The organism is Acinetobacter sp. BSP-28 (assembly GCF_044130285.1).
Classification (GTDB): domain Bacteria; phylum Pseudomonadota; class Gammaproteobacteria; order Pseudomonadales; family Moraxellaceae; genus Acinetobacter.
Map to the genome: position 1 here is coordinate 36320 of NZ_JBIQOB010000010.1, position 21421 is coordinate 57740.

At 39.5% G+C, this 21421-nt stretch carries 22 protein-coding genes and 2 pseudogenes; 14 read left to right on the forward strand and 10 right to left on the reverse strand.

Annotated elements, in window-relative coordinates:
• The first annotated feature begins 23 nt into the window (after window positions 1–23).
• Window positions 24–923, forward strand: a complete 900-nt coding sequence (locus ACE01R_RS09035; protein WP_395550586.1) for a LysR family transcriptional regulator — start codon at window positions 24–26, stop codon at window positions 921–923.
• Window positions 924–1128: 205 nt separating this feature from the next.
• On the forward strand, window positions 1129–1611 hold the full coding sequence (locus ACE01R_RS09040) for a winged helix-turn-helix transcriptional regulator (RefSeq protein ID WP_395550587.1): 483 nt from the start codon (window positions 1129–1131) through the stop codon (window positions 1609–1611).
• Window positions 1612–1626: 15 nt separating this feature from the next.
• Here ACE01R_RS09040 and ACE01R_RS09045 read toward each other — a convergent pair whose 3' ends face one another.
• From ACE01R_RS09045 to tusD, 4 genes are read right to left on the reverse strand one after another with little or no spacing between them, the layout of a single operon-like run.
• Complete coding sequence (locus tag ACE01R_RS09045) at window positions 1627–1938, reverse strand: TusE/DsrC/DsvC family sulfur relay protein (RefSeq protein ID WP_395550588.1); 312 nt, start codon at window positions 1936–1938, stop codon at window positions 1627–1629.
• 13 nt (window positions 1939–1951) lie between these two features.
• Window positions 1952–2236, reverse strand: coding sequence for a DsrH/TusB family sulfur metabolism protein (locus tag ACE01R_RS09050; protein WP_395550589.1), 285 nt, complete (start codon window positions 2234–2236; stop codon window positions 1952–1954).
• A gap of 20 nt (window positions 2237–2256) precedes the next feature.
• Complete coding sequence (locus ACE01R_RS09055; protein ID WP_395550590.1) at window positions 2257–2607, reverse strand: hypothetical protein; 351 nt, start codon at window positions 2605–2607, stop codon at window positions 2257–2259.
• Between the two features lie 43 nt (window positions 2608–2650).
• Window positions 2651–3019, reverse strand: coding sequence for a sulfurtransferase complex subunit TusD (gene tusD / locus ACE01R_RS09060; protein ID WP_395550591.1), 369 nt, complete (start codon window positions 3017–3019; stop codon window positions 2651–2653).
• 580 nt (window positions 3020–3599) lie between these two features.
• On the opposite strand from tusD, the gene ACE01R_RS09065 reads away from it, so the two are divergent.
• Window positions 3600–4058: a DUF2147 domain-containing protein gene (locus ACE01R_RS09065; RefSeq protein ID WP_395550592.1), complete on the forward strand. Its 459-nt coding sequence runs from the start codon at window positions 3600–3602 to the stop codon at window positions 4056–4058.
• 434 nt (window positions 4059–4492) lie between these two features.
• On the opposite strand, the gene ggt is transcribed toward ACE01R_RS09065, so the two are convergent.
• On the reverse strand, window positions 4493–6235 hold the full coding sequence (ggt, locus tag ACE01R_RS09070) for a gamma-glutamyltransferase (protein ID WP_395550593.1): 1743 nt from the start codon (window positions 6233–6235) through the stop codon (window positions 4493–4495).
• Between the two features lie 1065 nt (window positions 6236–7300).
• Here ggt and ACE01R_RS09075 point away from each other — a divergent pair.
• The 5 genes and pseudogenes from ACE01R_RS09075 to ACE01R_RS09095 form a co-directional block, all read left to right on the forward strand.
• Window positions 7301–7477 (forward strand): annotated as a pseudogene (locus ACE01R_RS09075) (DUF2213 domain-containing protein); the annotation flags it as partial.
• An 89-nt stretch (window positions 7478–7566) separates the two neighbouring features.
• Complete coding sequence (locus tag ACE01R_RS09080) at window positions 7567–8310, forward strand: SDR family NAD(P)-dependent oxidoreductase (protein ID WP_395550594.1); 744 nt, start codon at window positions 7567–7569, stop codon at window positions 8308–8310.
• A gap of 355 nt (window positions 8311–8665) precedes the next feature.
• Window positions 8666–9673 (forward strand): SDR family NAD(P)-dependent oxidoreductase, encoded by a 1008-nt coding sequence (locus ACE01R_RS09085; protein ID WP_395550596.1) that lies wholly within the window; start codon window positions 8666–8668, stop codon window positions 9671–9673.
• A 134-nt stretch (window positions 9674–9807) separates the two neighbouring features.
• Entirely contained in the window at window positions 9808–11202 is a 1395-nt protein-coding gene (fumC, locus tag ACE01R_RS09090; protein WP_395550597.1) for a class II fumarate hydratase, read from the forward strand.
• Window positions 11203–11399: 197 nt separating this feature from the next.
• Window positions 11400–11600, forward strand: a complete 201-nt coding sequence (locus tag ACE01R_RS09095; RefSeq protein WP_395550598.1) for a hypothetical protein — start codon at window positions 11400–11402, stop codon at window positions 11598–11600.
• A 223-nt stretch (window positions 11601–11823) separates the two neighbouring features.
• On the opposite strand, the pseudogene ACE01R_RS09100 reads toward ACE01R_RS09095, so the two are convergent.
• Window positions 11824–11925, reverse strand: a pseudogene (locus ACE01R_RS09100) (transposase); the annotation flags it as partial.
• Between the two features lie 300 nt (window positions 11926–12225).
• On the opposite strand from ACE01R_RS09100, the gene ACE01R_RS09105 reads away from it, so the two are divergent.
• The 3 genes from ACE01R_RS09105 (at window position 12226) to ACE01R_RS09115 (ending at window position 14927) form a co-directional block, all read left to right on the forward strand.
• Window positions 12226–13365, forward strand: coding sequence for a GGDEF domain-containing protein (locus tag ACE01R_RS09105; protein ID WP_395550599.1), 1140 nt, complete (start codon window positions 12226–12228; stop codon window positions 13363–13365).
• A 186-nt stretch (window positions 13366–13551) separates the two neighbouring features.
• Complete coding sequence (locus tag ACE01R_RS09110) at window positions 13552–14043, forward strand: hypothetical protein (RefSeq protein WP_395550600.1); 492 nt, start codon at window positions 13552–13554, stop codon at window positions 14041–14043.
• Between the two features lie 281 nt (window positions 14044–14324).
• Entirely contained in the window at window positions 14325–14927 is a 603-nt protein-coding gene (locus ACE01R_RS09115; RefSeq protein WP_395550601.1) for a nitroreductase family protein, read from the forward strand.
• 94 nt (window positions 14928–15021) lie between these two features.
• Here ACE01R_RS09115 and ACE01R_RS09120 read toward each other — a convergent pair whose 3' ends face one another.
• Both ACE01R_RS09120 and ACE01R_RS09125 read right to left on the reverse strand, forming a co-directional pair.
• Window positions 15022–16227: an MFS transporter gene (locus tag ACE01R_RS09120; protein ID WP_395550602.1), complete on the reverse strand. Its 1206-nt coding sequence runs from the start codon at window positions 16225–16227 to the stop codon at window positions 15022–15024.
• Window positions 16224–16661: a MarR family winged helix-turn-helix transcriptional regulator gene (locus ACE01R_RS09125; RefSeq protein ID WP_395550604.1), complete on the reverse strand. Its 438-nt coding sequence runs from the start codon at window positions 16659–16661 to the stop codon at window positions 16224–16226. The genes ACE01R_RS09120 and ACE01R_RS09125 overlap by 4 nt, the downstream gene beginning before the upstream one ends.
• A gap of 294 nt (window positions 16662–16955) precedes the next feature.
• Between ACE01R_RS09125 and ACE01R_RS09130 the strand changes: the two genes are divergently transcribed.
• The 3 genes from ACE01R_RS09130 to ACE01R_RS09140 are packed head-to-tail and all read left to right on the forward strand — an operon-like array spanning window position 16956 to window position 19519.
• Window positions 16956–18395, forward strand: a complete 1440-nt coding sequence (locus tag ACE01R_RS09130) for a cytochrome ubiquinol oxidase subunit I (protein WP_395550605.1) — start codon at window positions 16956–16958, stop codon at window positions 18393–18395.
• Entirely contained in the window at window positions 18392–19396 is a 1005-nt protein-coding gene (gene cydB / locus ACE01R_RS09135) for a cytochrome d ubiquinol oxidase subunit II (RefSeq protein WP_395550606.1), read from the forward strand. Before ACE01R_RS09130 ends, cydB begins: the two co-directional genes overlap by 4 nt.
• 9 nt (window positions 19397–19405) lie before the next feature.
• A complete protein-coding gene (locus tag ACE01R_RS09140; RefSeq protein WP_291354485.1) occupies window positions 19406–19519 on the forward strand; it encodes a DUF2474 domain-containing protein in 114 nt (37 codons plus the stop codon).
• 124 nt (window positions 19520–19643) lie between these two features.
• Here ACE01R_RS09140 and ACE01R_RS09145 read toward each other — a convergent pair whose 3' ends face one another.
• Complete coding sequence (locus tag ACE01R_RS09145; RefSeq protein ID WP_395550607.1) at window positions 19644–20198, reverse strand: thermonuclease family protein; 555 nt, start codon at window positions 20196–20198, stop codon at window positions 19644–19646.
• Between the two features lie 265 nt (window positions 20199–20463).
• On the reverse strand, window positions 20464–21381 hold the full coding sequence (locus ACE01R_RS09150) for a LysR family transcriptional regulator (RefSeq protein WP_395550608.1): 918 nt from the start codon (window positions 21379–21381) through the stop codon (window positions 20464–20466).
• Window positions 21382–21421: the final 40 nt, after the last annotated feature.

Sequence of the window (21421 nt, forward strand, 5' to 3'; positions counted from 1 at the left end):
ATTATGCTTAAATGGAATGATAGGTGGATATCAAGAGTCTGACCATGTTCGTTAAAATTGTGCAATTGCAAAGTTTTACCCGAACAGCTGAAGAGATGTGTGTTACCCAACCCACCATCAGTAAAGCCATACATCACCTGGAACAGGAAATTGGCGTGCCTTTATTTCATAAGGGCGATGCCGGTCGTAAACGGGATGTTACCTTAACCTATACGGGGGAGCAGGTTTATCAACATGCGTTGGTCATACTGGAACAACAACAACGAATCTTTGAAACGGTGTCTAAAATCCGGCAGCTGAAACAGGGAAAATTAACCCTGGGTTTACCACCATTAGGTTCTGTTTTACTCAGTAGTTTAATTGCCAAATTTCACAAGCAATATCCACATATAGAATTAAGTTTTCTGGAAGTCGGTGCTTCTGCGATTGAAGATGCAATTTTGGCGAAAAAAGTCGATGTCGGCATTTTACTGGGGCATTTAAAACCACTACTTAGCGGCATCCCGATTATGGATTCACCTTTATGTTTGCTTTCCCGGAAACAAACCCAGTGGAAAGACCGACAAACTGTGAAATTGATTGAATTAAAAGAAGAGTCATTTTTACTTTATGATGATTCCTTCAGTTTAAACAATATGATTATTCAGGCTGCGAATTACGTCGGTTTTGAACCGCATGTGGTGTGTAAAAGTAGCCAATGGGACTTCATCGCCAAAATGGTCGAGTCGGATGTCGGGATTGCTTTATTACCGAAAATTTATTGTGAACAGCTGGATCTGGAAAAATATAACATCAGCATACTGGAAAGTCCTCATCTGAACTGGACGCTGAGCATGGCCTGGAATACCACTGTTGCCATGAATCCTGCAACACGGGCATGGTTAAAAATTATTGAGGAAAATCAAAATGAAATACATTTTTAGTCCAGTTGGCACAGCTTGAAATATGAGAAATCTGTAGAAAAATACAAGGATTAATGAGCTAGATTTTTAAATAAGTTCAATCTGATCAAAGTCTTGTTTCGCTATTTACTGGATTAAGCATGCAATCCTTTTAATATCGCAAGGAATACGGTACTTTTCTTGCTTAAACTTTCTTGTTGATGTTTTTCTTTATGAGATGTTCTTTATGAAATGGGACGACATAGGCGAACAGCCTTGTTCAATTGCCAGAACCTTATCGGTGATTGGTGATCGCTGGACATTATTGATCTTACGCAATGCCTTTTTGGGCACCCGCCGTTTTGATTCTTTTCAGCAAGATTTAGGCATCACCCGTCATGTCTTGTCCGAGCGTTTAAAAAGACTGGTTGAAAATGATATTTTAGTGAAAACGCCCTATGTTCAAAGACAGGAACGTTATGAATATCGTTTAACAGAAAAAGGGTTGGCGCTGTATCCTATCTTAATGTCTATGGCGCATTGGGCAGATGAATGGATGCATGAAGGTTTTGGGCAGCCTTTGCAATATGTGCATAAAAGCTGCGGTCATAAAATGACGCCAAAACTGGTGTGTTCAGAATGTAATGAAACTATTCATGCCAAACAGGTGAAACCTGAAATGACGCAAGATTATTTTGATTATCTGGAACGATATCAAATACAGGCTTAAATCTTTTCTCAGGATTTATAGGCAATTCGGCGGTTTAGGGATGCCTGCCAGACGGCTTAAATGACGTGCCACCAAACCGGTATTAAATTGATCTTGTAAGACTGCATTATTGATGTCAGCACTGACGGTTTTCATCAGGAATTTGATCAGTGGACGGGTGGCTGGTGAATGTCCAAACTGTTGATAGAACTGGCGCACGGCATGTAAAACTTCAAAATGCCATGCTGTAAGTTGCAGCTCCAAAGTATTTGCCAATTCTTGAGCAACCGCTTCATTCCAGATAGTGTAATCGACTAAGTGACCATCTTGATCGAGTTCTAAATTCATTATTAATCTCAAATTAGTTCAAGCGAATACAGCGGTTATGATTCAGGCAAATATCTGCAAATTCTGCATAAGAAATCAGCTGTAAATTTTCGGTTTTTTGTCCCGCCAGGATTTCTGCATCGTTGTCCAGTACATACACCTTGTTCAATTGTTGCAGAAATGGATGTTGCAGTTGCAGGACTGATTCACCCATCATCACAACCGTATCTTCAGGGCTATAAACCTGTTGCAATTTGCTCAAAACATTCGGGGTCGCTGAAAAAGTACTTTGCACCAAATATAAGCTTTTATTCGACATAATCAGTTTACTCTTCAACTTTACCAGTACAGTACAAAATCAAAACTTTGAATGAAATCAGGATTCAACTCAACAAATTTAATATCCTGTTGAGCATTGGCCACAAAGTGTGAATGTTGATGTTTGTTTTCAATCAAAATCGGGCTAAGGTCATAAAATTCAAAGCTATCGACCATATTGGATGCCAATTTAAAGGCATGTTTAAGCTGATCGAATGGCAGTTCTGCATGGAGTAAACTTAAGGCCGCATCTTGCAGTAAGACTTTAACTTCACAGCCAAAAGTTGCTAGTACCATCGTGGCCGACAGGCTTTCATGCACCTGCAGATTGGCCAGATTGGCTTGGGTCAGAATAACGAGTACAGATTTCACACAATTTACCTTTTAAAAGCAACAAAGACCAAAAAATATCGTCTTAGAATTGAATCAGACGTTGTGTTGATTGCACTGCATCGGCAAGTTCACCCAGACCAACCAGTTCAAAGCCTTGTGCAAGATTGTGTTGGCTAATCTGATGTCGTTTGGCGTTTTCCTCATCGCTAATACCACGCGCCAAAGCAGCACTCACGCATACCGGTAAGCGAATCGCCAGTTTCTGCCATTCTTCCGTCAAGTTACGCTGATCATCCGGAACCCATTGCAAGGCATTTGCTACAGCTACACCGTCTTGATAGAAGAACACGCGGAATGCCTGGTTTTTAGCGTGCAAGACCTGAGCCAGACCCAAGGCATGCCAGGCATAGATTGAGGTTGGAGCAGAGGTAATTAGTAATAAGGTACTCATCGAAATTCACTTGAAGAATGCCCAATCCAATATTGATGCATCCAAACTTCATAAGAAAAGGGTAGTATACAATGATTTTAGGTAGTATCTAAAGAATTCAGCACCAAATGTTAAAATTATTTTAAAAATAATTATTAAAAAACAATATCTTATTTATTTAATGGGAAATGAGATGTGCTAAAACCTATTTTTAATCTGCATGAAATTCCCCGTATTTTCTTCCTTTTTTTACATTATCGATAAAATAAAAAGTAATCTGAACCAGATCTACACCAATGCTGACCTTTTCAGAAGAAAACCCATCACTGGGATGGGTGGGGGCGTTACTTCATTATTACATGTTATGGTTTCTTTGGTCTTGGCTTGATAGTAATTGAGCGTTGTAAAAATAAGGAGGGTGCTAAATTGTGATTTAAAGATGATATCTTGATTTTAATCTTTAATTAGTTTTTGAAATAGCTATCAAATATATATTTAATTCTAATGAAATTAATGTCTTAATATAAAAATAATTGTTATACTCTCGCCAACTTTGAGCACAGCCGTGCTTATTTACTTCTTTGAATTGTAAATACTTTTTATGAACCGTAAATTTTTTGCTGCTATTGCATTATTTTTTGGGCTAATCAATCCATTAGCTGCTATGCCATTCGATCCGTTAATCGGCACTTGGAAAGTTATTGATGATCGTACTGGTTATTATGTTTCAGACATCGTAATTCGTAAGAATTCTAAAACACAACAGTACAGTGCTGTCATTACTAAAAATCGACCTTTACCTGGTGTTGCTAGTTCTGAAGTATGTAGCAAATGCCAAGGTGAACTGAAGAATCAGCCAATTTTTGGAATGGAAGCTCTTAAAGGTCTTGTTGCTGATACTAGCAATAAACAATTTAACAAGGGTCTTTGGATTAATACGCAGGATGGGCGTATATATGATATTGATGCCAGTTTAAATGCTGCTGGAGACCAAATGAAAGTCTATGGTAAAGCTAAAAGTGCCAATGTAACCAGCATCATGACTTGGAAGAAGCTCTGATATAATTCTCAAGTAATTATTTTTATTGGTAAATAAATTATAAGCAAGAATAGGCAAAAGAAAACCCACTCATGGTGGGTTGTTGAGATAGGTCTTGCTTAGTTATTACAGGTATCGTCTTTCATATGAGACCTTGGGTAAAGAATAACCAGTTAGTGTTTCAGAAATAAGAAACCCACCGAAGTGGGTCTGTGCGATCGAATACTATCCGTAGTATTTGATCGTTAAGGTATGCTTAATATATTACTTTTTTATTTAAGCTTGTTTAACAACTAAGCGTATAGAATTTTTGGTGATGTTTCAAAAAGTATACTGGCGTTAAATAAACCCATTGTTGAGGTAAAAGAAAGTTAAATTAGAAAGGGATCGGTCAACTTTCTGTGAATATATTTTTTGGCTCAGTAAAAGCCAATGATGTTTGTTTCTGGTAACCCTTAATATCCGCGCGTTGCGCCATCCGGATTACGTGGATCAGAATAGCCATAGATGCCATCCGGCAGAATTTGGATGGTCTGGGTTCTGCCCATGGTGGATTTCTGCACAATCTTATGACCTTTTTGCTTTAATAATTCGAGGGTATCTGCACTGATGCCTTTTTCCACACGGATTTCGTCCGGTAACCACTGGTGATGAATCCGTGGTGCCGCCGCCACTTCAGCCGGGTTCATCTGAAAATCGATGCTATTGATCAGAGTTTGTAGCACGGTACTGATAATTCGGGAGCCTCCCGGACTGCCGGTGACCAGCCAGGCTTTATGGTCTTTCAATACAATTGTCGGTGTCATTGAAGACAGGGGACGTTTATGGGGAGCAATGGCATTGGCATCTCCGCCAATTAAACCAAAAGCATTCTGTACACCGCGTTTGGCTGAAAAATCATCCATTTCATTGTTGAGTAAAATACCGGTACCGGCTGCGACAATACCACTGCCAAAGTTGAAATTCAGGGTATAGGTCACCGAAACCGCATTGCCGTGTTGATCGACCACAGAATAATGTGTGGTTTGGTCACTTTCATAGGGGATTGGGTTGTTGGGCTGAATGGATGCCGAAGGACGGGCTGTGGTAGCGGAAATCTGCTGAGCCAGCATTTTCGCATATGGCTTTGAACTAAGACCTGCCACAGGCACATGCACAAAATCAGGGTCTCCCAGATATTTAGACCGGTCGGCATAGGCCAGTTTCATGCTTTCGACCAGATAATGCAGGGTCTGGGCACTATTTGCTCCCCACTGTTGCAAGGGGAATTGTTCTAAAATATTTAGCATTTGTACCAGATGTACACCGCCGGAACTTGGCGGTGGCATGGTGACAATCTGATAGCCTTTATAATTGCCTATGATGGGCTGACGTTCGATAATTTTATAGGCATGCAGATCACTTTTTTGCATGATGCCCTGATGCTGCTGAATTTGTGCAATAATTTTGTCGCCGATTTCACCACGGTAAAATACGCGGCTACCTTGTTGGCTAATTAATCGCAAGGAATGCGCCAAATCCTGCTGAACCAAACGTTCGCCATAGCGTAAAGGCCGATCGGCTTGAAAGAAAATAGTACGTGAACTGGGCCATTTCCCTAATTTATCTTCAGCTGCATTCAGCATTTTGGCCAAAGAATGGCTGACCAGAATTCCGTTTTCCGCCAGTTGAATTGCAGGGGCGATCACCTCTGAGAGGGGCAAGCTTCCCCATTTTTTCAGGGCATATTCTAGACCTGCGACTGTGCCAGGAACTCCGATGGCATCATGTGAATACAGCGATTTTCCGGCAATAATATTGCCATTTTCATCCAGATACATATCCCGTGATGCACGACGTGGAGCTATTTCACGAAAATCCAGTGCAATATTTTTACCAGATTGGGTATCATGCAAAATCAGAAAACCGCCACCACCTAGATTACCGGCATGTGGTAAAACCACTGCCAAGGCAAATCCAACGGCAACGGCTGCATCGACCGCATTGCCACCGCGTTTCAGAATGTCCAAACCGACCTGACTGGCGATTTCATGTTCGGAGGCGACCATACCATTTTGCGCCCGAACCGGATGGAAAATGTCATTGTCATAATCATAACTGCTGAGCGTTGCCTGATTGAGTGCGGTATTTGCATAAATTTCAGTGGAAAGGCAACAAAGTGTGGCCAAGCTGAGTTTCAGGGCAAAACGGATAAACATATTATTTCTCAAGCAAACGAACAGTCGAAGCCACACAGCATTTAGCGCACTATCCGCGCGCCGTTTTTTTGGTGCCTTAGTATACGCTTAAATTCATATCGGGTTGGGGATTGAAAGAAAAAGCAGGCCAAGCCTGGTCATTGATCTGGATTTTTTAATATTTACTATCAAAAGATAAAATTCATTTATTTTAGTAAAAATAGGTAAAAAAAACTGCAAACTCGATGTCGCACGAGCTTGCAATTAGGAATTTCACCGAGGTATTTTTTATTGTCAAATACAGATTACGGTAATAAAAAATTAAGTAAACATAAGTGTTTTTTATACAAGCATTTAAATTATAAATGATTTTTGTCTAAGTTTTTGTTTTATATTGAAAAATTAATAAAGTAAATAAGAATTTTTTATATTTGCGTATTAGATGATCAGTTAATCCCATAAAAATTTTATGGATTTTATTTAATCTGATCTGAATCAAGATTTATTCATGGGGAAGCAATGCTCTGATTCTTAAAATTTCGCTTTCATGGTGCAGTTGAAATTGATTAAAAAATGATGATTATTGTCTGATAAAAAACCAAAAAATAACTCAAAGCAAACAAGCGGAAACTATTTATACATATTTTTTATACTTTGTAATTTGCTTTGGAGTGGTAATTTTTTAACCACATTAAAGAGAAAGCACGTTAATAAAAACAATAAAATGGCGATCAAGAACTACACCCGCTTAATCACACCCCAGATTAAGCGGGTTTTTTAATATTAAATTAATCATTAATTGGTTTTTCATAAAATATTGATTTATATTGTTTTATTTTAATTTTTAGCATTTCAGCCAGTGAATGTTATTTGAAAATTGTGTGAATAATATAACAAAAAGTAAAATTTTGATTTAAATATTATAAATTTTTTGTTGATTAAATAGCCGAGCAGTATTACTGCATATAAACCGCGCGTGTACTAGGTCTACGGTGGTTTTTTTAATGGCTGAAATATATGAATCGACATTCGATACACATCAAAATTGGTGATTTTGCACCATCGTAGTCTTCACGATCTCTCACACCAGAGGGATTTTTACTTTGTAAGGGTGCAAAACTAGCTAAAGCCCCACAGGTACGCAATTACTCCTCTGAAGAGTTCGGTGGCATTCAGGGCTTCAAGGATGGTCAGCCATTTGGGGTCCATACCTCGGCTGCAGAATTATTCAGTAAAAAAACATTGCCAGCCTTGAAGGAATAGTATGATAGACCCAGTCTCAACAAAGAATTGAGATGCTGAACATTACAAAGTCTTGCGACTTACGCTTAAAATTAGAAATGGAAAAAATTATGTCAAATAAATTCAATAATAAAGTGGCCTTAGTTACTGGAGCTGGTTCTGGTATTGGCAAAAGTACCGCTATGCTTTTGGCCCAACAGGGCGCAAGTGTGGTGGTTTCAGATATTAACCTGGAAACTGTTCATAAAGTTGCTAATGAGATCGTGTCTTTAGGTGGGAAGGCTGTAGCAAATAAAGCTAATATAGCTGAGCCTGAAGATATGAAAGCAGTGGTTGAATTTGCTGTCAGCACATATGGCGCACTGCATTTAGCATTCAATAATGCGGGAATTCTGGGAGAGCTTAACCCAACTGCAGAATTGAGCATTGATGGGTGGCATCGTGTGCTTGATGTTAATCTAAACGGAGCATTTTATAGCATGCGTTATGAGATTCCTGCAATATTGGCTGCAGGAGGTGGAGCGATTGTTAATACCTCTTCAATTGCAGGCTTAATCGGGTTTAAAAATATTCCTGGCTATGTGGCTGCAAAGCATGGTATTACCGGATTAACAAAAGCAGCGGCATTAGAGTATGCGGATCAAGGTATTCGCATTAATTCAGTACATCCTGGTTATATTAAAACGCCTTTAAGTGCTGAGATTGATGAGGTAGAGATGGTGAAATTACATCCTATTGGTCGAGCAGGCTATCCGGAAGAAGTCGCTCAGGTCGTTGCCTTTCTGCTCTCTGATGATGCTTCATTTGTGACAGGCAGTCAGTATGTGGTCGATGGTGCATATACTTCGCAATAAAAAACAACAAAGATGGCTATCTGTGTTTAGTTGTTTGGCTAAGATCATGTCTTATCGTGTGTTCTATGTAAAAGTATTTCCATGTTTTCATTTTTATTCCTTTTGATGAGCCTCACCATTCATTGAATAAGTTTTTTATTTTTTTCATAAACAATATACAGTTCATAGCCATAACTGCAACACATGCAATATTCCAAATCTTTAAGATGGTGCTATAGTGCTCTTGCAGATTAGCCGACTCAAGAGAATTTTGAGTCGGTTTTTTGCTTTTAATATCTGTGGATAAGTTGTTGTAAACACCAAAATTACACCAATGAATTGCAAGGTACTGATTATTATAAGGAGTATCTATACAATGATTTTAGTGACTGGTGGTTTAGGCTTTATAGGCTCACATATTGCGTTAAGCCTGATGGCTCATGGACAAGAAGTCATCATTGTTGACAATTTATCCAATGCAACTTTACAAACCTTAGAACGACTTGAGTACATTTCCGGCATGTATGTGCCTTTTGTCAAAATTGACATCCGTAATACACCCGCCTTAAACAAAGTTTTTGAACAATATTCTGTAGAAGCCGTTATTCACACCGCTGGTTTTAAATCAATAGAAGAATCTGCGCTTAAACCGCTGGAATATTATAACGATAATGTCAGTTGTATTATGAGTTTGCTGCGATCTATGCAGCGTACAGGCATTCGAACCTTAATTCACTTATCCAGTTTGGCAGTCTATGGTCAGTCCAGCTTAATTCTGACCGAAGATACGCCGTTTAATTATTCCTACCCCAATCCCTATATCAAATCGCAGCAGATGACGGAAGAAATTATCCGCGATACCGCACTGACCGACAATGAATGGAAAATTGCCATTTTAAGATTGTGCAATATTGCCGGAGCTTTTGAACATGCCGTGCTCGGGGAGTTTGTTGCGCCATTGCCGAAAAACATTATTCCACTGGCTTTACAGGTTGCAGCGAGAAAACGTGATTATATTGAACTACGACAGCAGGCCCAAACCCTGGATCGTACTGTTGAGCGCAGCTTTTTGCATGTCTTGGATTGCTGTGATGCCATTTTCGCAACTCTACAATGGTTAAGGGCTCAGCCTTATACTTGTGATGCTTTTAATCTTGCAGGACAAAATATGTCCATTCGAGCCTTGCTCAGTGAAGTTTCAAAAGTCACCCAGACTGAAATTAAAACCATTGATGCGCCGTTTTATACTTATGCTGAACTGGATCAGGTGGGGGCGACCTCAGGCAAAGCCCATGAAATTTTAAAATGGCAACCTAAGCGCACCATTACCCAAATTATTGAAGATGCCTGGCGTTTTTATCAACAAACACTGAAGGGAAATTAAAGCAGCTGAGAAACAAAGTGCAGTATGTAAATAATAATCATTTACAATTATAATATGTTTGATTAAGATCATTAAATATGGCAAAACTAATGAATTGGCTTAAGTAATAACACTACATGGATATGAGGTTGAACATGCAAACACGTATTGAACATGACACCATGGGCGATGTTGAAGTTCCCAGTGAAGCAATGTGGGGTGCGCAAACACAGCGTAGTTTGCAAAACTTTAAAATTGGCCAAGAACGTTTACCGCGACCGATGATTCGGGCGATGGGTCTGGTAAAAAAAGCAGCAGCTATTACCAATGCCGAGTTAGATCAAATTCCGCATGAATTGTCACACTATATAGTCAATGCAGCAGAAGAAGTGATTGCCGGAAAGTGGGATAGCCAGTTTCCACTGGTGGTGTGGCAAACCGGGTCTGGTACGCAAAGTAACATGAACTGCAACGAGGTGATAGCCAATATTGCCAATCAGAAACTGGGCAATCCTTTAGGTTCGCAAAAACCGGTCCATCCCAATGACCATGTCAATCGTGCACAATCGACCAATGATTCTTTTCCAACCGCCATTCATGTGGCCGCAAGCCTACAAATCAATGAATTGCTGATTCCTGCGGTGCAACGTTTACGCGATACTTTAGAGGCTAAATCGCAAGCATTTTCTGATATTGTGAAAATTGGCCGTACCCATTTACAGGATGCAACGCCCTTAACACTGGGGCAAGAATTTAGTGGCTATGTGTCACAACTTGATCATGGCTTAAAACGTCTGCATTATGCCTTATTGGGTTTATATGAATTGCCTTTGGGGGGCACAGCAGTCGGAACAGGCTTAAATGCACATCCTGAATATGCAGTAAAAGCAGCGGCACAATTGGCGACTTTAACAGGTTTACCATTTGTAACGGCTCCAAATAAATTCGAAGCTTTGGCAGCACGGGATGCTGCAGTGTTTGCCTCTGGAGCTTTAAAAACATTGGCCGCAAGTTTAAATAAAATTGCCAATGATGTTCGCTGGCTGGCCAGTGGCCCGCGTTGTGGTTTTGGTGAAATCCTTATTCCTGAAAATGAGCCGGGTTCAAGCATCATGCCGGGCAAGGTTAATCCGACCCAAAGTGAAGCGATGACCATGGTGGTGGCACAGGTGTTGGGGAATGACACGACAATTAATGTCGCTGGAGCTTCAGGCAACTTTGAGCTGAATGTGTTTATGCCGGTGATTGCATTTAACCTGTTGCAATCGATTCAGTTACTGGGCGATGCATGTAACAGCTTTAACGACCATTGCGCCGTTGGCATTGAGCCAAACCGGGAAAAAATTGATCATTTCCTGCATAATTCACTCATGTTAGTCACTGCCTTAAATCCTGTTATTGGTTATGAAAATGCAGCCAAAGTCGCCAAAACGGCTTATAAGGAAGGCAAAACCTTAAAACAGGTCGCAGTCGAATTGAATCTGGTGACTGCGGAACAGTTTGATGCTGTGGTGATTCCGGAAAATATGGTTTCACCTAACGTGAAATAAGCATCTAAAGGCTGGAACAGCTATCAAGTGATCATCAGTGATTTTTATCTGGGGATATATGCGTACAATATACTTAGAAATTAACGGCTGATGATTGACTATGCTTGATGTTTTGACTTAAAAGCTCGCCAAATGGTGGGCTTTTTTCATCTTTATGTTAAATTAATTGCATAATTAAAAGCCCATGGGGGTTGTCTGTGAAAGAAGCACTAAAAGAATATCGCATTGAAAGAATTAAGCTTGAAGATGAAATACAAGAGTTTCTTACCCGAAAATTCGCAGAATTTAAAGACAAGACTGGGGTTGAAGTTATTCATTTAGACGTAAACATTGAAGTACTCGATGATCATGATGCAGATGCTTTTATTGAAAGTGTGTTTGTTGGTACAGATTTATAGTGAACAAGCAGAAAGTCGAAGCCCATCGAAGGTGGGCTTTATTTAATACGCATAAATTTACCTACCATACAAACAGTTATCAAATTGGGCTTGGAGTGCTAATCCTCCCATAAATAACCGAAGTTAAAAGTAGAAGTTAAGCAGCAATTAAAAGAGGCTTTCCTTTATTGGCCTGATGTGGTCTTTCATGATTGTAATGCCTGAGCAGCACCGCTGCATAAGGACTCATGCCATGTTCACGAGAAAGGGTAGCTACATGTGTGCCAGACTCCGCCTGTTTCAAAATAGACATGATCTGGCTGTCAGTAAATTTAGATATTTTCATGCAGAATTTTCTGCTTGTATTTTAAGAGAAAATTCTACTTTTAGGTCTTATTATTTTTAGGGGGGATGACCTAACCAGACCATACGTGTAGTCACAATTTTAAGTACGATTACATATTTCATTATTGGACACTTCTTAGCATTTCTACCCGGCAATTAGATAAAATGTAAATTAACAAACGACTTAAGAGCAGGAATGATAAAAAATACAGCTTTTATTTTTAAAAATAAATATTTATTGAATAATTTTAGCTAAACAATTTAGAATAAAAACTACACAGCTCTAGGTGTCATTCAGTCCGTGAACCTGCCAGATACCCAGTATTTTTTGTTAGTTTACCCGATTTGCTTAATGCTCATTGGTGCAGTCTTTATTGTTGCACATTTATGGTTTAAAGCTCCCAAATATTTATTGTGGATGGGTCTGAGTTGTATTTTGCCATCAGTAGGATTAGGTGCACAGACACTGATGACAAATGTACAACTGAAACTGACTGCCCCATGGTTTGCACTTTTCTATTTAGGCGGGGCTTGGGCAATTGCACAAGGAATGCTGTTAAAAGCCAATTCCAAGTTAAATATATTTGTAGCTTCTCTTTTTATAATAGTGGCTATGACTTCTCTTTTATATTTCAAATATATCGATGAGCAGTTATGGCCACGCATAGTTACAATTAATATTGTGATTTTATGCTTAGAGGCGTTAGCAATTCCGAAAGTGTATGCTTTATTGAAAAGAACAGACGTCTTGGAAAAGCTTTTATGCTTGAGTTACTTTCTCTTAGTTGCTTATGCTGTTATCAGAACTTTAATCGTTATTGTATACCTTCAAAATGTGCAAATGGTAAGCTTAGCCACAACAAAGTGGTGGATGATGATGATTGCTGTAAATATACTCATCAGTCTGTGGTTTGCAATTGTCGTTTCAGCTGTAGCTGTAAAAGAAAAGTTTAGTATCATTAACGAAGAAAGATTGAAAGATCCTTTAACGCAGCTGTATAACCGTAATGGTTTTTTAGAAAAAACAGAAGACTTATTTAAAAAATTGCAGCATGGTGAAGTTTATCTTGTGATGTGTGATATTGATCATTTCAAGATGATCAATGATACCTGGGGACATACCGTAGGGGACAAAATCCTATGCACAATTGCGGATATATGCAAATGCAATATTCGGCAAGGTGATGTTGTCGGCAGATATGGCGGAGAAGAGTTTATTATATTGTTGCAAAGTTCAGACGAAAAATCTTCATTAGCTTTAGTTGAACGCTTACGCAAAAAAATTGAAGATCAACTTTTTATTAATAATATTAGAGTTACGGTAAGTTTTGGAGCAGCTCGAATAGATGCGGAATCTCAGTTCATTAGTGCTTTAGAAATAGCAGATAAACGTTTATACAAAGCTAAAAATGCTGGCCGAAATAAGGTTTGCTTTAATTAAGCTTTTTTATTTATATGTCGAAATAAGGGCATATGTCCCAAAGGAGTGAGATTTATAAAGCTTAATTTGACGTTGAATTAACTGACATACTTGTTAAAATGCCTTTCTTTTTCTGTTTTCATTTCTATTTGACATTTGTTTGAATAAAATTTTGCAAGACAGTGTTTTATTTAAGGATCTTTCTCAATGCTCACCATTTATTTAACAGATATCCAAAAGCAGGTGCAATTTAAGGATTATCCGGGTGAGCATCCTGTTAAATTTATTTTGAATTTTAAAAAGATTTTTCCAAGTGTGATGGAATTATTACTTCCAGTTCTGCCTAGCGATGAAAATCTGGATGAAATGACCTGGGAATCGACCACTGAAGACTTTGAATTGTTCAAATTATTACTCAGTGGCTGGGGCGTGATTGAATTACGTTTAAATGCGATTTCTCAATTTAAAAATAAAAATTTTGCCGATCAGCTGGTTAAAACTGCGCAGCAAAAGCGTAAAGAGTTTGCTAAAGCCAATAAGATGCTGAAAACAGTAGAATTAGATTATTTATTTATGCACGAAATTCATGCATTGATTGATGCAGAACTGGTTGAAATTGGTGAAAAATTCTATTTACCAACATTGCGTGATCTGTGGAAGCATAAAGTTCCGCAAAATGTGTTGAATGCCAAATTCTAAAACACATTAAAATGCGATAACAATCCTCCAAATATTGGGGGATTTTTTATGTAGTTTTTGCTTGTAAAAAGACAGACTTAAGTTATCTGCCGGATTCTATATAAAAAATTAAAGATTTAATTATCAATAAAATGTACTAGAAATTGGAATTATTATTGCATATGGTAGAGCACAACAAATTTACATCTGCATTGTTATAAAAGTTGATAGTTCACATTTTCTTAACAGTGTTGGTGTGTTGTTTCAAATCTTCCCGAAGAAATATCACAGGATTTCATTCAATGTCGAATCAGTTTTTAGATTTAATTAATAAACGCCGTACTATTTATGCTGTGGGTAAAAATGTAGAGCAAAGCCCAGAGTATTTAACTGATTTGATTAAGCATGCCATCAAGCAAAGTCCATCATCGTTTAACTCGCAATCTTCACGTGCAGTCATTCTGTTTAATGAACAACATGAAAAATTTTGGGACTTGGTGAAAGAAAAACTGAAATCTTATGCCAAAGATGAAGAAGGTGCGGCAAAAACCAGTGCCAAAATGGACAGCTTTGCTGCAGGTGTAGGCACAGTTTTATTTTTTGAAGATATGGATGTGATTAAAGGCCTGCAAGAGCAGTTCCCATCTTATGAGGAAAACTTCCCTGTTTGGGCAGAACATTCAACGGCTATTGCCCAGTTCGCGACCTGGACTGCCTTACATACTGAAGGTTTGGGTGCATCACTTCAGCATTACAACCCGATTGTCGACGAACAGGTTCATGCAGAATGGGATATTCCAGCATCTTGGAAACTGCGTGCTCAGCTGGTCTTTGGTTCAGTAGAAGGCGAAGCTAAAGATAAAAATTATATTGATGATGCAACCCGTTTTAAAGTATTTAAGTAATTCATAATCTTCCGAAATCCCCCTTGATGAAATGGGGGATTTCTTGCATTTAGCCAACAGTTTTTAATTTTTCCTGGCGCTATCGTCAATATCGTTAAGCAGCTTTAATGGCGTTGCTTTTCACTTTATGTCCATGTAGCACATAGTAGAAACCGATACAGAACAAGGCTGCAATTGCACTATACATATAGAGCTGAGCATAATTGATATAATCCAGCGCCATACCAATAAAGTAAGGACCAAAGCCGAGTCCTGCATCCAGGAAGATGAAGAAGGTCGAGGTAGCAAAGCCCATACGGTCCAGTGTGGTACTTTTTACCACAACGGTTTGGCAAACCGATTGAATGTTGCCATAACCCAAACCAAGTAGACCTGCACAAAGCAACAGAGTGAACGGACTATGCGCCTGACTAAGCAGATACAGGGCAAGGCCCATAATTATAAATGCCGGATACATAATGATATTTTCACCTTTACGATCCATCAGCGGGCCGGTAAATGGACGTGAAAATAAAATGGCAATGGCATACATCAAGAAGAAAAATGAAGCTGCTTCCACCAGATCAATTTCTTTGGCATAGAAGTTAATAAAGGATAAAACTCCTGAATAACAGATAGATGCCAATAGCATGATGATCGAAATCGGCAAAGCTTTCATTTCAATAAACTGGGAAATAAAACTCGGTTTTTTCACATTGACTTGAGTTTCAATGGTTTTGGGATGTTGTGGCAAGTTAGGCACTTCAATCAGCAAAGCTACGATTAAACAGCTCATAGCGACCAGGCTAGATAAGGCGAAAATCGCAGTATAGCCGACGTGCAGCATCATCCAGATGGCCAGGAACGGGCCAATCGCGGTACCTAAAGTGCTGCTCATACTATAGTAACCAATACCTTCACCACGACGGGTCGGCGGTAAAATCTGGGCGATGATAGTGCCCAATACAGTCGATGCCATACCCATCATAAACCCATGCATGAAACGCACACCCAGCAAGGCAGTGACATTCATGGGAATAAAATAGAATCCGGAAAAAATCAGAAATCCAATCAAACCCACAATCAAGGTGGTTTTTTGGCCGAAATGCTCCAGAAACTTACCGACAAATAAACGACCAATCAGGGTGCCGACAATAAATAGACCTGAAATCAAACCTGCCTGAGCAGTGGTTGCACCCATTTCAGCGACGGCATAGCCGACAATGACCACCACCAGCAGATAAAAGGTCAGCACCAGCTGAAAGTTAATCGAACTGACAAGAATAAAATTTCTGGTCCATAAAGGGATATTTTCACTCATGACTGGCCACCTTTCATCTCTTGCAGATGTTCCATCAGTTTATGCAGGGTGTTTAAGGTGCTGTTTTGAGCAGCCTGATCTAAAGGCAATAACAGCTGTTGTTCAAACAGATCCAGTTTTTCAGAGCATGCGGCAAAAAGCTGTTGACCTTGAGTGCTCAGGATCAGTTTCTTTTGCCGTTTATCTTCAGTGTCGACCTGATCTAAAACCTGCAGTTGCATCAGTGCATGTACCCGTTTGGCAATCGAAGGCTTGGAAACATTCAGATATTCCGCAATGTTGATAGAGGTACAGCCTTGCTTAAGCTGTATGACATAGAGCACCTGCCACAAGGAATAATTCAACTGATGTGGAAGTAAAATGGTATTGATTTCATCGCTCATTAAGCGTGCACAGCGCAGCAATGAAGCACGAAATTTAAGGGGATTTGGCATAATAGTTAGCTAGGGTAACTAAATTAATTTAACTTTATGCCTCTTTAGTTGATTGTTCAAGTATCAAGCAATCAGAGAGAATGATTTATTCTTAAAATAGCTGAGTAAGCGCAATGTCACTTTAATTCACATTCATCAGTTGAATTCCAAGTTGGCTACAAAGCCAAGCAATAATAAATCAACATACTTTGTTTAAGATTTAAGGGTATTCTGAATCAGATTAAAACAACAACAGAGTACTATTGAGTAGCAAGGTGCTTAATCACCACATCAACGAATTAAAAAGGTGATGTTATGAATCTAGGACTAACTGCACTTGAACTGGCCCGAGTTCAATTCGCTTTCACTGTATCATTTCATATTATTTTCCCCGCTATTTCCATTGGTCTTGCAAGTTTTCTAGCTGTTTTAGAGTGGCGCTGGCTCAGAACCCAAAATCCGGTCTATCAGGACCTGTTTAAATTTTGGGTCAAAATATTTGCCATTGCCTTTGGTATGGGCGTGGTTTCAGGCGTCGTTATGAGTTACCAGTTCGGTACCAACTGGAGTGAGTTCTCGCGTGTTTCCGGTAGTGTAACTGGACCGCTGCTGGCCTATGAGGTGCTGACAGCATTCTTTCTGGAAGCCGGATTCCTCGGCATTATGCTGTTTGGCTGGGGGAGGGTAGGTCCTCGGGCACATTTCTTTGCCACGGTCATGGTGGCGGTCGGCACATGTATTTCCATGTTCTGGATCCTTTCATCCAATAGCTGGATGCAGACCCCACAAGGTTTCAGCATTGAAAATGGCATTATTGTGCCGCAAGACTGGTTGGCTATTGTGTTTAATCCTTCTTTCCCATATCGCTTGGCGCATATGGCAATGGCTGCATTTTTGGTTTCCGCTTTATTGGTCGCAGCGACAGCAGCATGGCATTTGCTTAAAGGTCGTAGAGATGAACTGGTAAAAACGTCTTTTTCCATGGCTTTATGGATGATTTTGGCTCTTACACCTTTGCAGGTTCTGATTGGAGATCTGCATGGTATCAATACCTTAAAGTATCAGCCTGCAAAAATTGCCGCGATAGAAGGGCACTGGGAAACCAATCGTAATGAAGGCATGCCTCTATATTTATTTGGAATTCCAGATATGCAGGCAGAAGAAACCAAATATGCGATTGGTATTCCAAACGTTGGAAGCCTGATTTTAACCCATTCCATGAATGGTCAAGTTCAGGGTTTGAAAGAATTTGCACCTGAAGATCGGCCAAATTCCACCATTGTATTCTGGAGCTTTCGGATCATGGTGGGTCTGGGCGTGCTGATGCTGCTATTGGCTCTTGTCGGTTTATGGTTAAGACGAACCGGTCGTTTCTATGAAAGTCCCTGGTTTCACCGCTTTGCTTTATTGATGGGACCCTCCGGTTTTATTGCAATGTTGGCTGGTTGGTTTACGACAGAAGTTGGACGTCAGCCTTGGGTGGTCTATGGTGTGATGCGGACTAAAGATGCCTTATCACCAGTATCGGCAGAACAGGTGGGATTAACCCTGATTATCTTTGTTGTAGTGTATTGCGTGGTTTTCGGAGTTGGTATTTATTACATGCTTCGAATCATGCATAAAGGTCCTGAATTTGTTCATTTCGTGCCGCATAGTGAAGAAAAAGTCATTCAAGCTTCACATCGTCCATTGGGTAGTACTGATGAAGAGTTGGATGGTCAGCCTCTCGACAATCACCAGGAGAATGACAAATGATTGATTTATCTTTTATCTGGATTGTAATTATTGCTGTCGGCGTGCTGATTTATGTGGTGCTGGATGGCTTTGACCTAGGGATTGGCATCTTGTTTCCTTTCTTTAAAGCGCAACAAGAACGTGATGTGATGATGAATACCGTTGCTCCAGTATGGGACGGCAATGAAACCTGGATGGTCTTGGGTGGAGCAGGCTTATTTGCAGCATTTCCCTTGGTGTATTCAACGGTACTTTCTGCACTCTACCTGCCCATCATTCTGATGGTGGTGGCCCTTATTTTCCGCGGAGTGGCTTTTGAATTCCGTTTTAAATCCAGACGTAACCGACATCTTTGGGATATGGCCTTTATTGGTGGTTCTATTTTAACCGGATTTTTCCAGGGCATTATATTGGGCGCGTATATTCAAGGGATTAAAACCACCAATGGAATATACACCGGTGGTGGTTTGGACTGGTTAACGCCATTTTCAATCTTCACAGGTATAGGTGTGGTGGTGCTGTATGCCACACTGGGCTGTGGATGGCTGATCTTTAAAACGGATGCAGACCTGCAAAATCGAATGTTTCAGCTTATGCCGAAGATGATTGTTGCCTTATTCATCATTTTTGGCTGTGTCAGTATTTATACGCCTTTGGCTCATCCTGAAATTGCCGAGCGCTGGTTTAGCCAGCCGCAACTGACTTATTTCAGTCCTGTACCCATCCTTGTACTGGTCTTTACCTATCTGGCTTTACGTGCCTGCAAGCAACGCAAGGAACTGAGTCCATTTATTTATACTTTGGCACTGGTATTTCTGGCTTATACGGGTTTTCTAATCAGTTTATGGCCATATATCATTCCACGTTCAGTGACTATTTGGGAGGCTGCAGCACCACAAAGTAGCCAGCTATTTACGCTGATTGGTGCATTGCTGCTGATTCCGATCATTATTATTTATACAGGTTTGTCTTACTGGGTATTCCGCGACAAAGTACGCATTGGTGATAAAGGCTATCATTAAGGAGCAAATATGAAACTCTCACAAACCCAGTGGTTTATTGTGTTGTGGCTAGGTGGATTTTTTGCTTTGGCATTGATTGCTGGAGCGTTCCGGCTGCTTGTTCAGTTGGCTTATTATATTTAATTCTACAAGATAGCTGTGGCCTGTTAGAAGCAGGCCACTTTTGTCCTTGCTAAGCAGTGATCTTTAATATGTTGAGATCAACTCAGCCCCATCTTTAGTGATTATTATCTTTTCTATTGGAATCCTATTTATTTTGTTTGCGATAAACACTCGGGCGTACAGGACGGGAATTTTTCCATAAACCTTTTTTTTGCTTTTTGGCTTGGTTTTGTAGGGCTAACCATTTTTGTTTTTGCGTGGGATTTTTAATATATTCCTCATAAACCCAAGCTGCGCCACGCTTCACCAGTTCCTGATTGATATTGCGTCTGAAACGATAAATGACTCCAACACAACGGCCATAACGATCGATATCGGTAATTTCGACCCTGACCAGTTTGTAATACACCATTTTTTTGACCAGGCGCTGTGATTCCTTGCCATAAGTTTGGTTCGATTCAGGGGCATCAACATAGGCAAAACGTAGTTTGGTTTCTGAGCGACGCAAGTTATAACGCGTACAGGTCAGGGTATCGCCGTCACTTACCGCAATGACTTTGCACCAGTATTTTTTTCCTTTTTTGAAGGGTTTAAATACATCATTAAGGTAAGCGTTAATTTTTCGGAAAATAAAAAACAACGCTACACAAAGCAGCATGCCCAAGACAATGAGCCAAATAGGGGAGAGGTTCGCCAGCATAAATAAAATTTGTAGAATTTGGCTTGAAAACAGCAGACAAAGTTCAACAATAAAAAGATAAAAAATGAGCTGTTATATTAATGGAAATACTAAAAAATGATGGGTTGAGAAATAGCCAAACAGCATTAAAAGCCTTGCCAGCTCAGCATTTCGGCTATTTATTCAGCACAAGGTTAAATTTAAATAAATCATGATTCAGATCGACACATCATAACAAAACCAGCCATAAATAGCCTAAGTAAATTAGTATTCCCATCAAAATAGCCTAAGCAAAAATTTTATAAATTTCGCTTCGCAAAAATTGATGCCGCGAATTCTCTTTCAAATCCTTATGCCAATACATCCCCATATTAATTAGCGGTAAGTCTACAGGAACTGTAAAAATATTTAATGCTGTCGAAACTTGTAAATGGCTAAGCAAATTTTGAGGAATAGTTAAAACCACTTCAGGATTTTGTAGCAAGATTTGCAACGCCGTTGAGTAATGCTGACAACGTAAAAAAATCTGACGGGAAAGTTGCTTACGATTTAGATAAATATCTTCCAGTAAAACACCAGTACGTCTGGAGGAAACACCAATATGCGGTGAAGCCAGATAGATTTTTTCATTCATGTTCTGCTGCTGGGTGCAGATCATAAACTGGTCTTGTACCAGTTTTTCAAATTGAATCTTTTCACCAAAGTTTTGTTCTAAATCAATCACAAAATCAATTTGCTGAGTCGCCAGGTCGGTGACAATGGTTTTACGGTCGAGTTTGCTACTGAAAAATTGAATCTCTAAATTCAGAGCTTGAAAATGCTGCACCAGTTTGGGGAAAATCATCGGCTCAATTTCATCATGCACTGCTATTTTCAAAGTTTGCACCATACTTGGTTCAAAACTTTGTTTTTGCATGGAAATGCTTTGAATCGCAAAAAGCGCATTTTTAATAATAGGATAAATCTGTTCAGCAAAAGGTGTGGGCAACATTTTACTGCCGGCACGCGCAAATAAATCATCCTGTAAATGTTGTCTTAAACGCTGTAAGGCATGGCTGGCAGCAGATTGGCTGATACACAAAATCTGTGCAGCCCTGGAAATGCTTTTTTGTTCATAAACTGCAATAAATAAGGGGTATAAGTTAATGTCTATGTGATGAAAAACACTCAGGTCAATCACGGCTTTATTATGAATACTGTTCATAGTGTGATATTGAATTAAATCATTTTATTCATAATAGTTT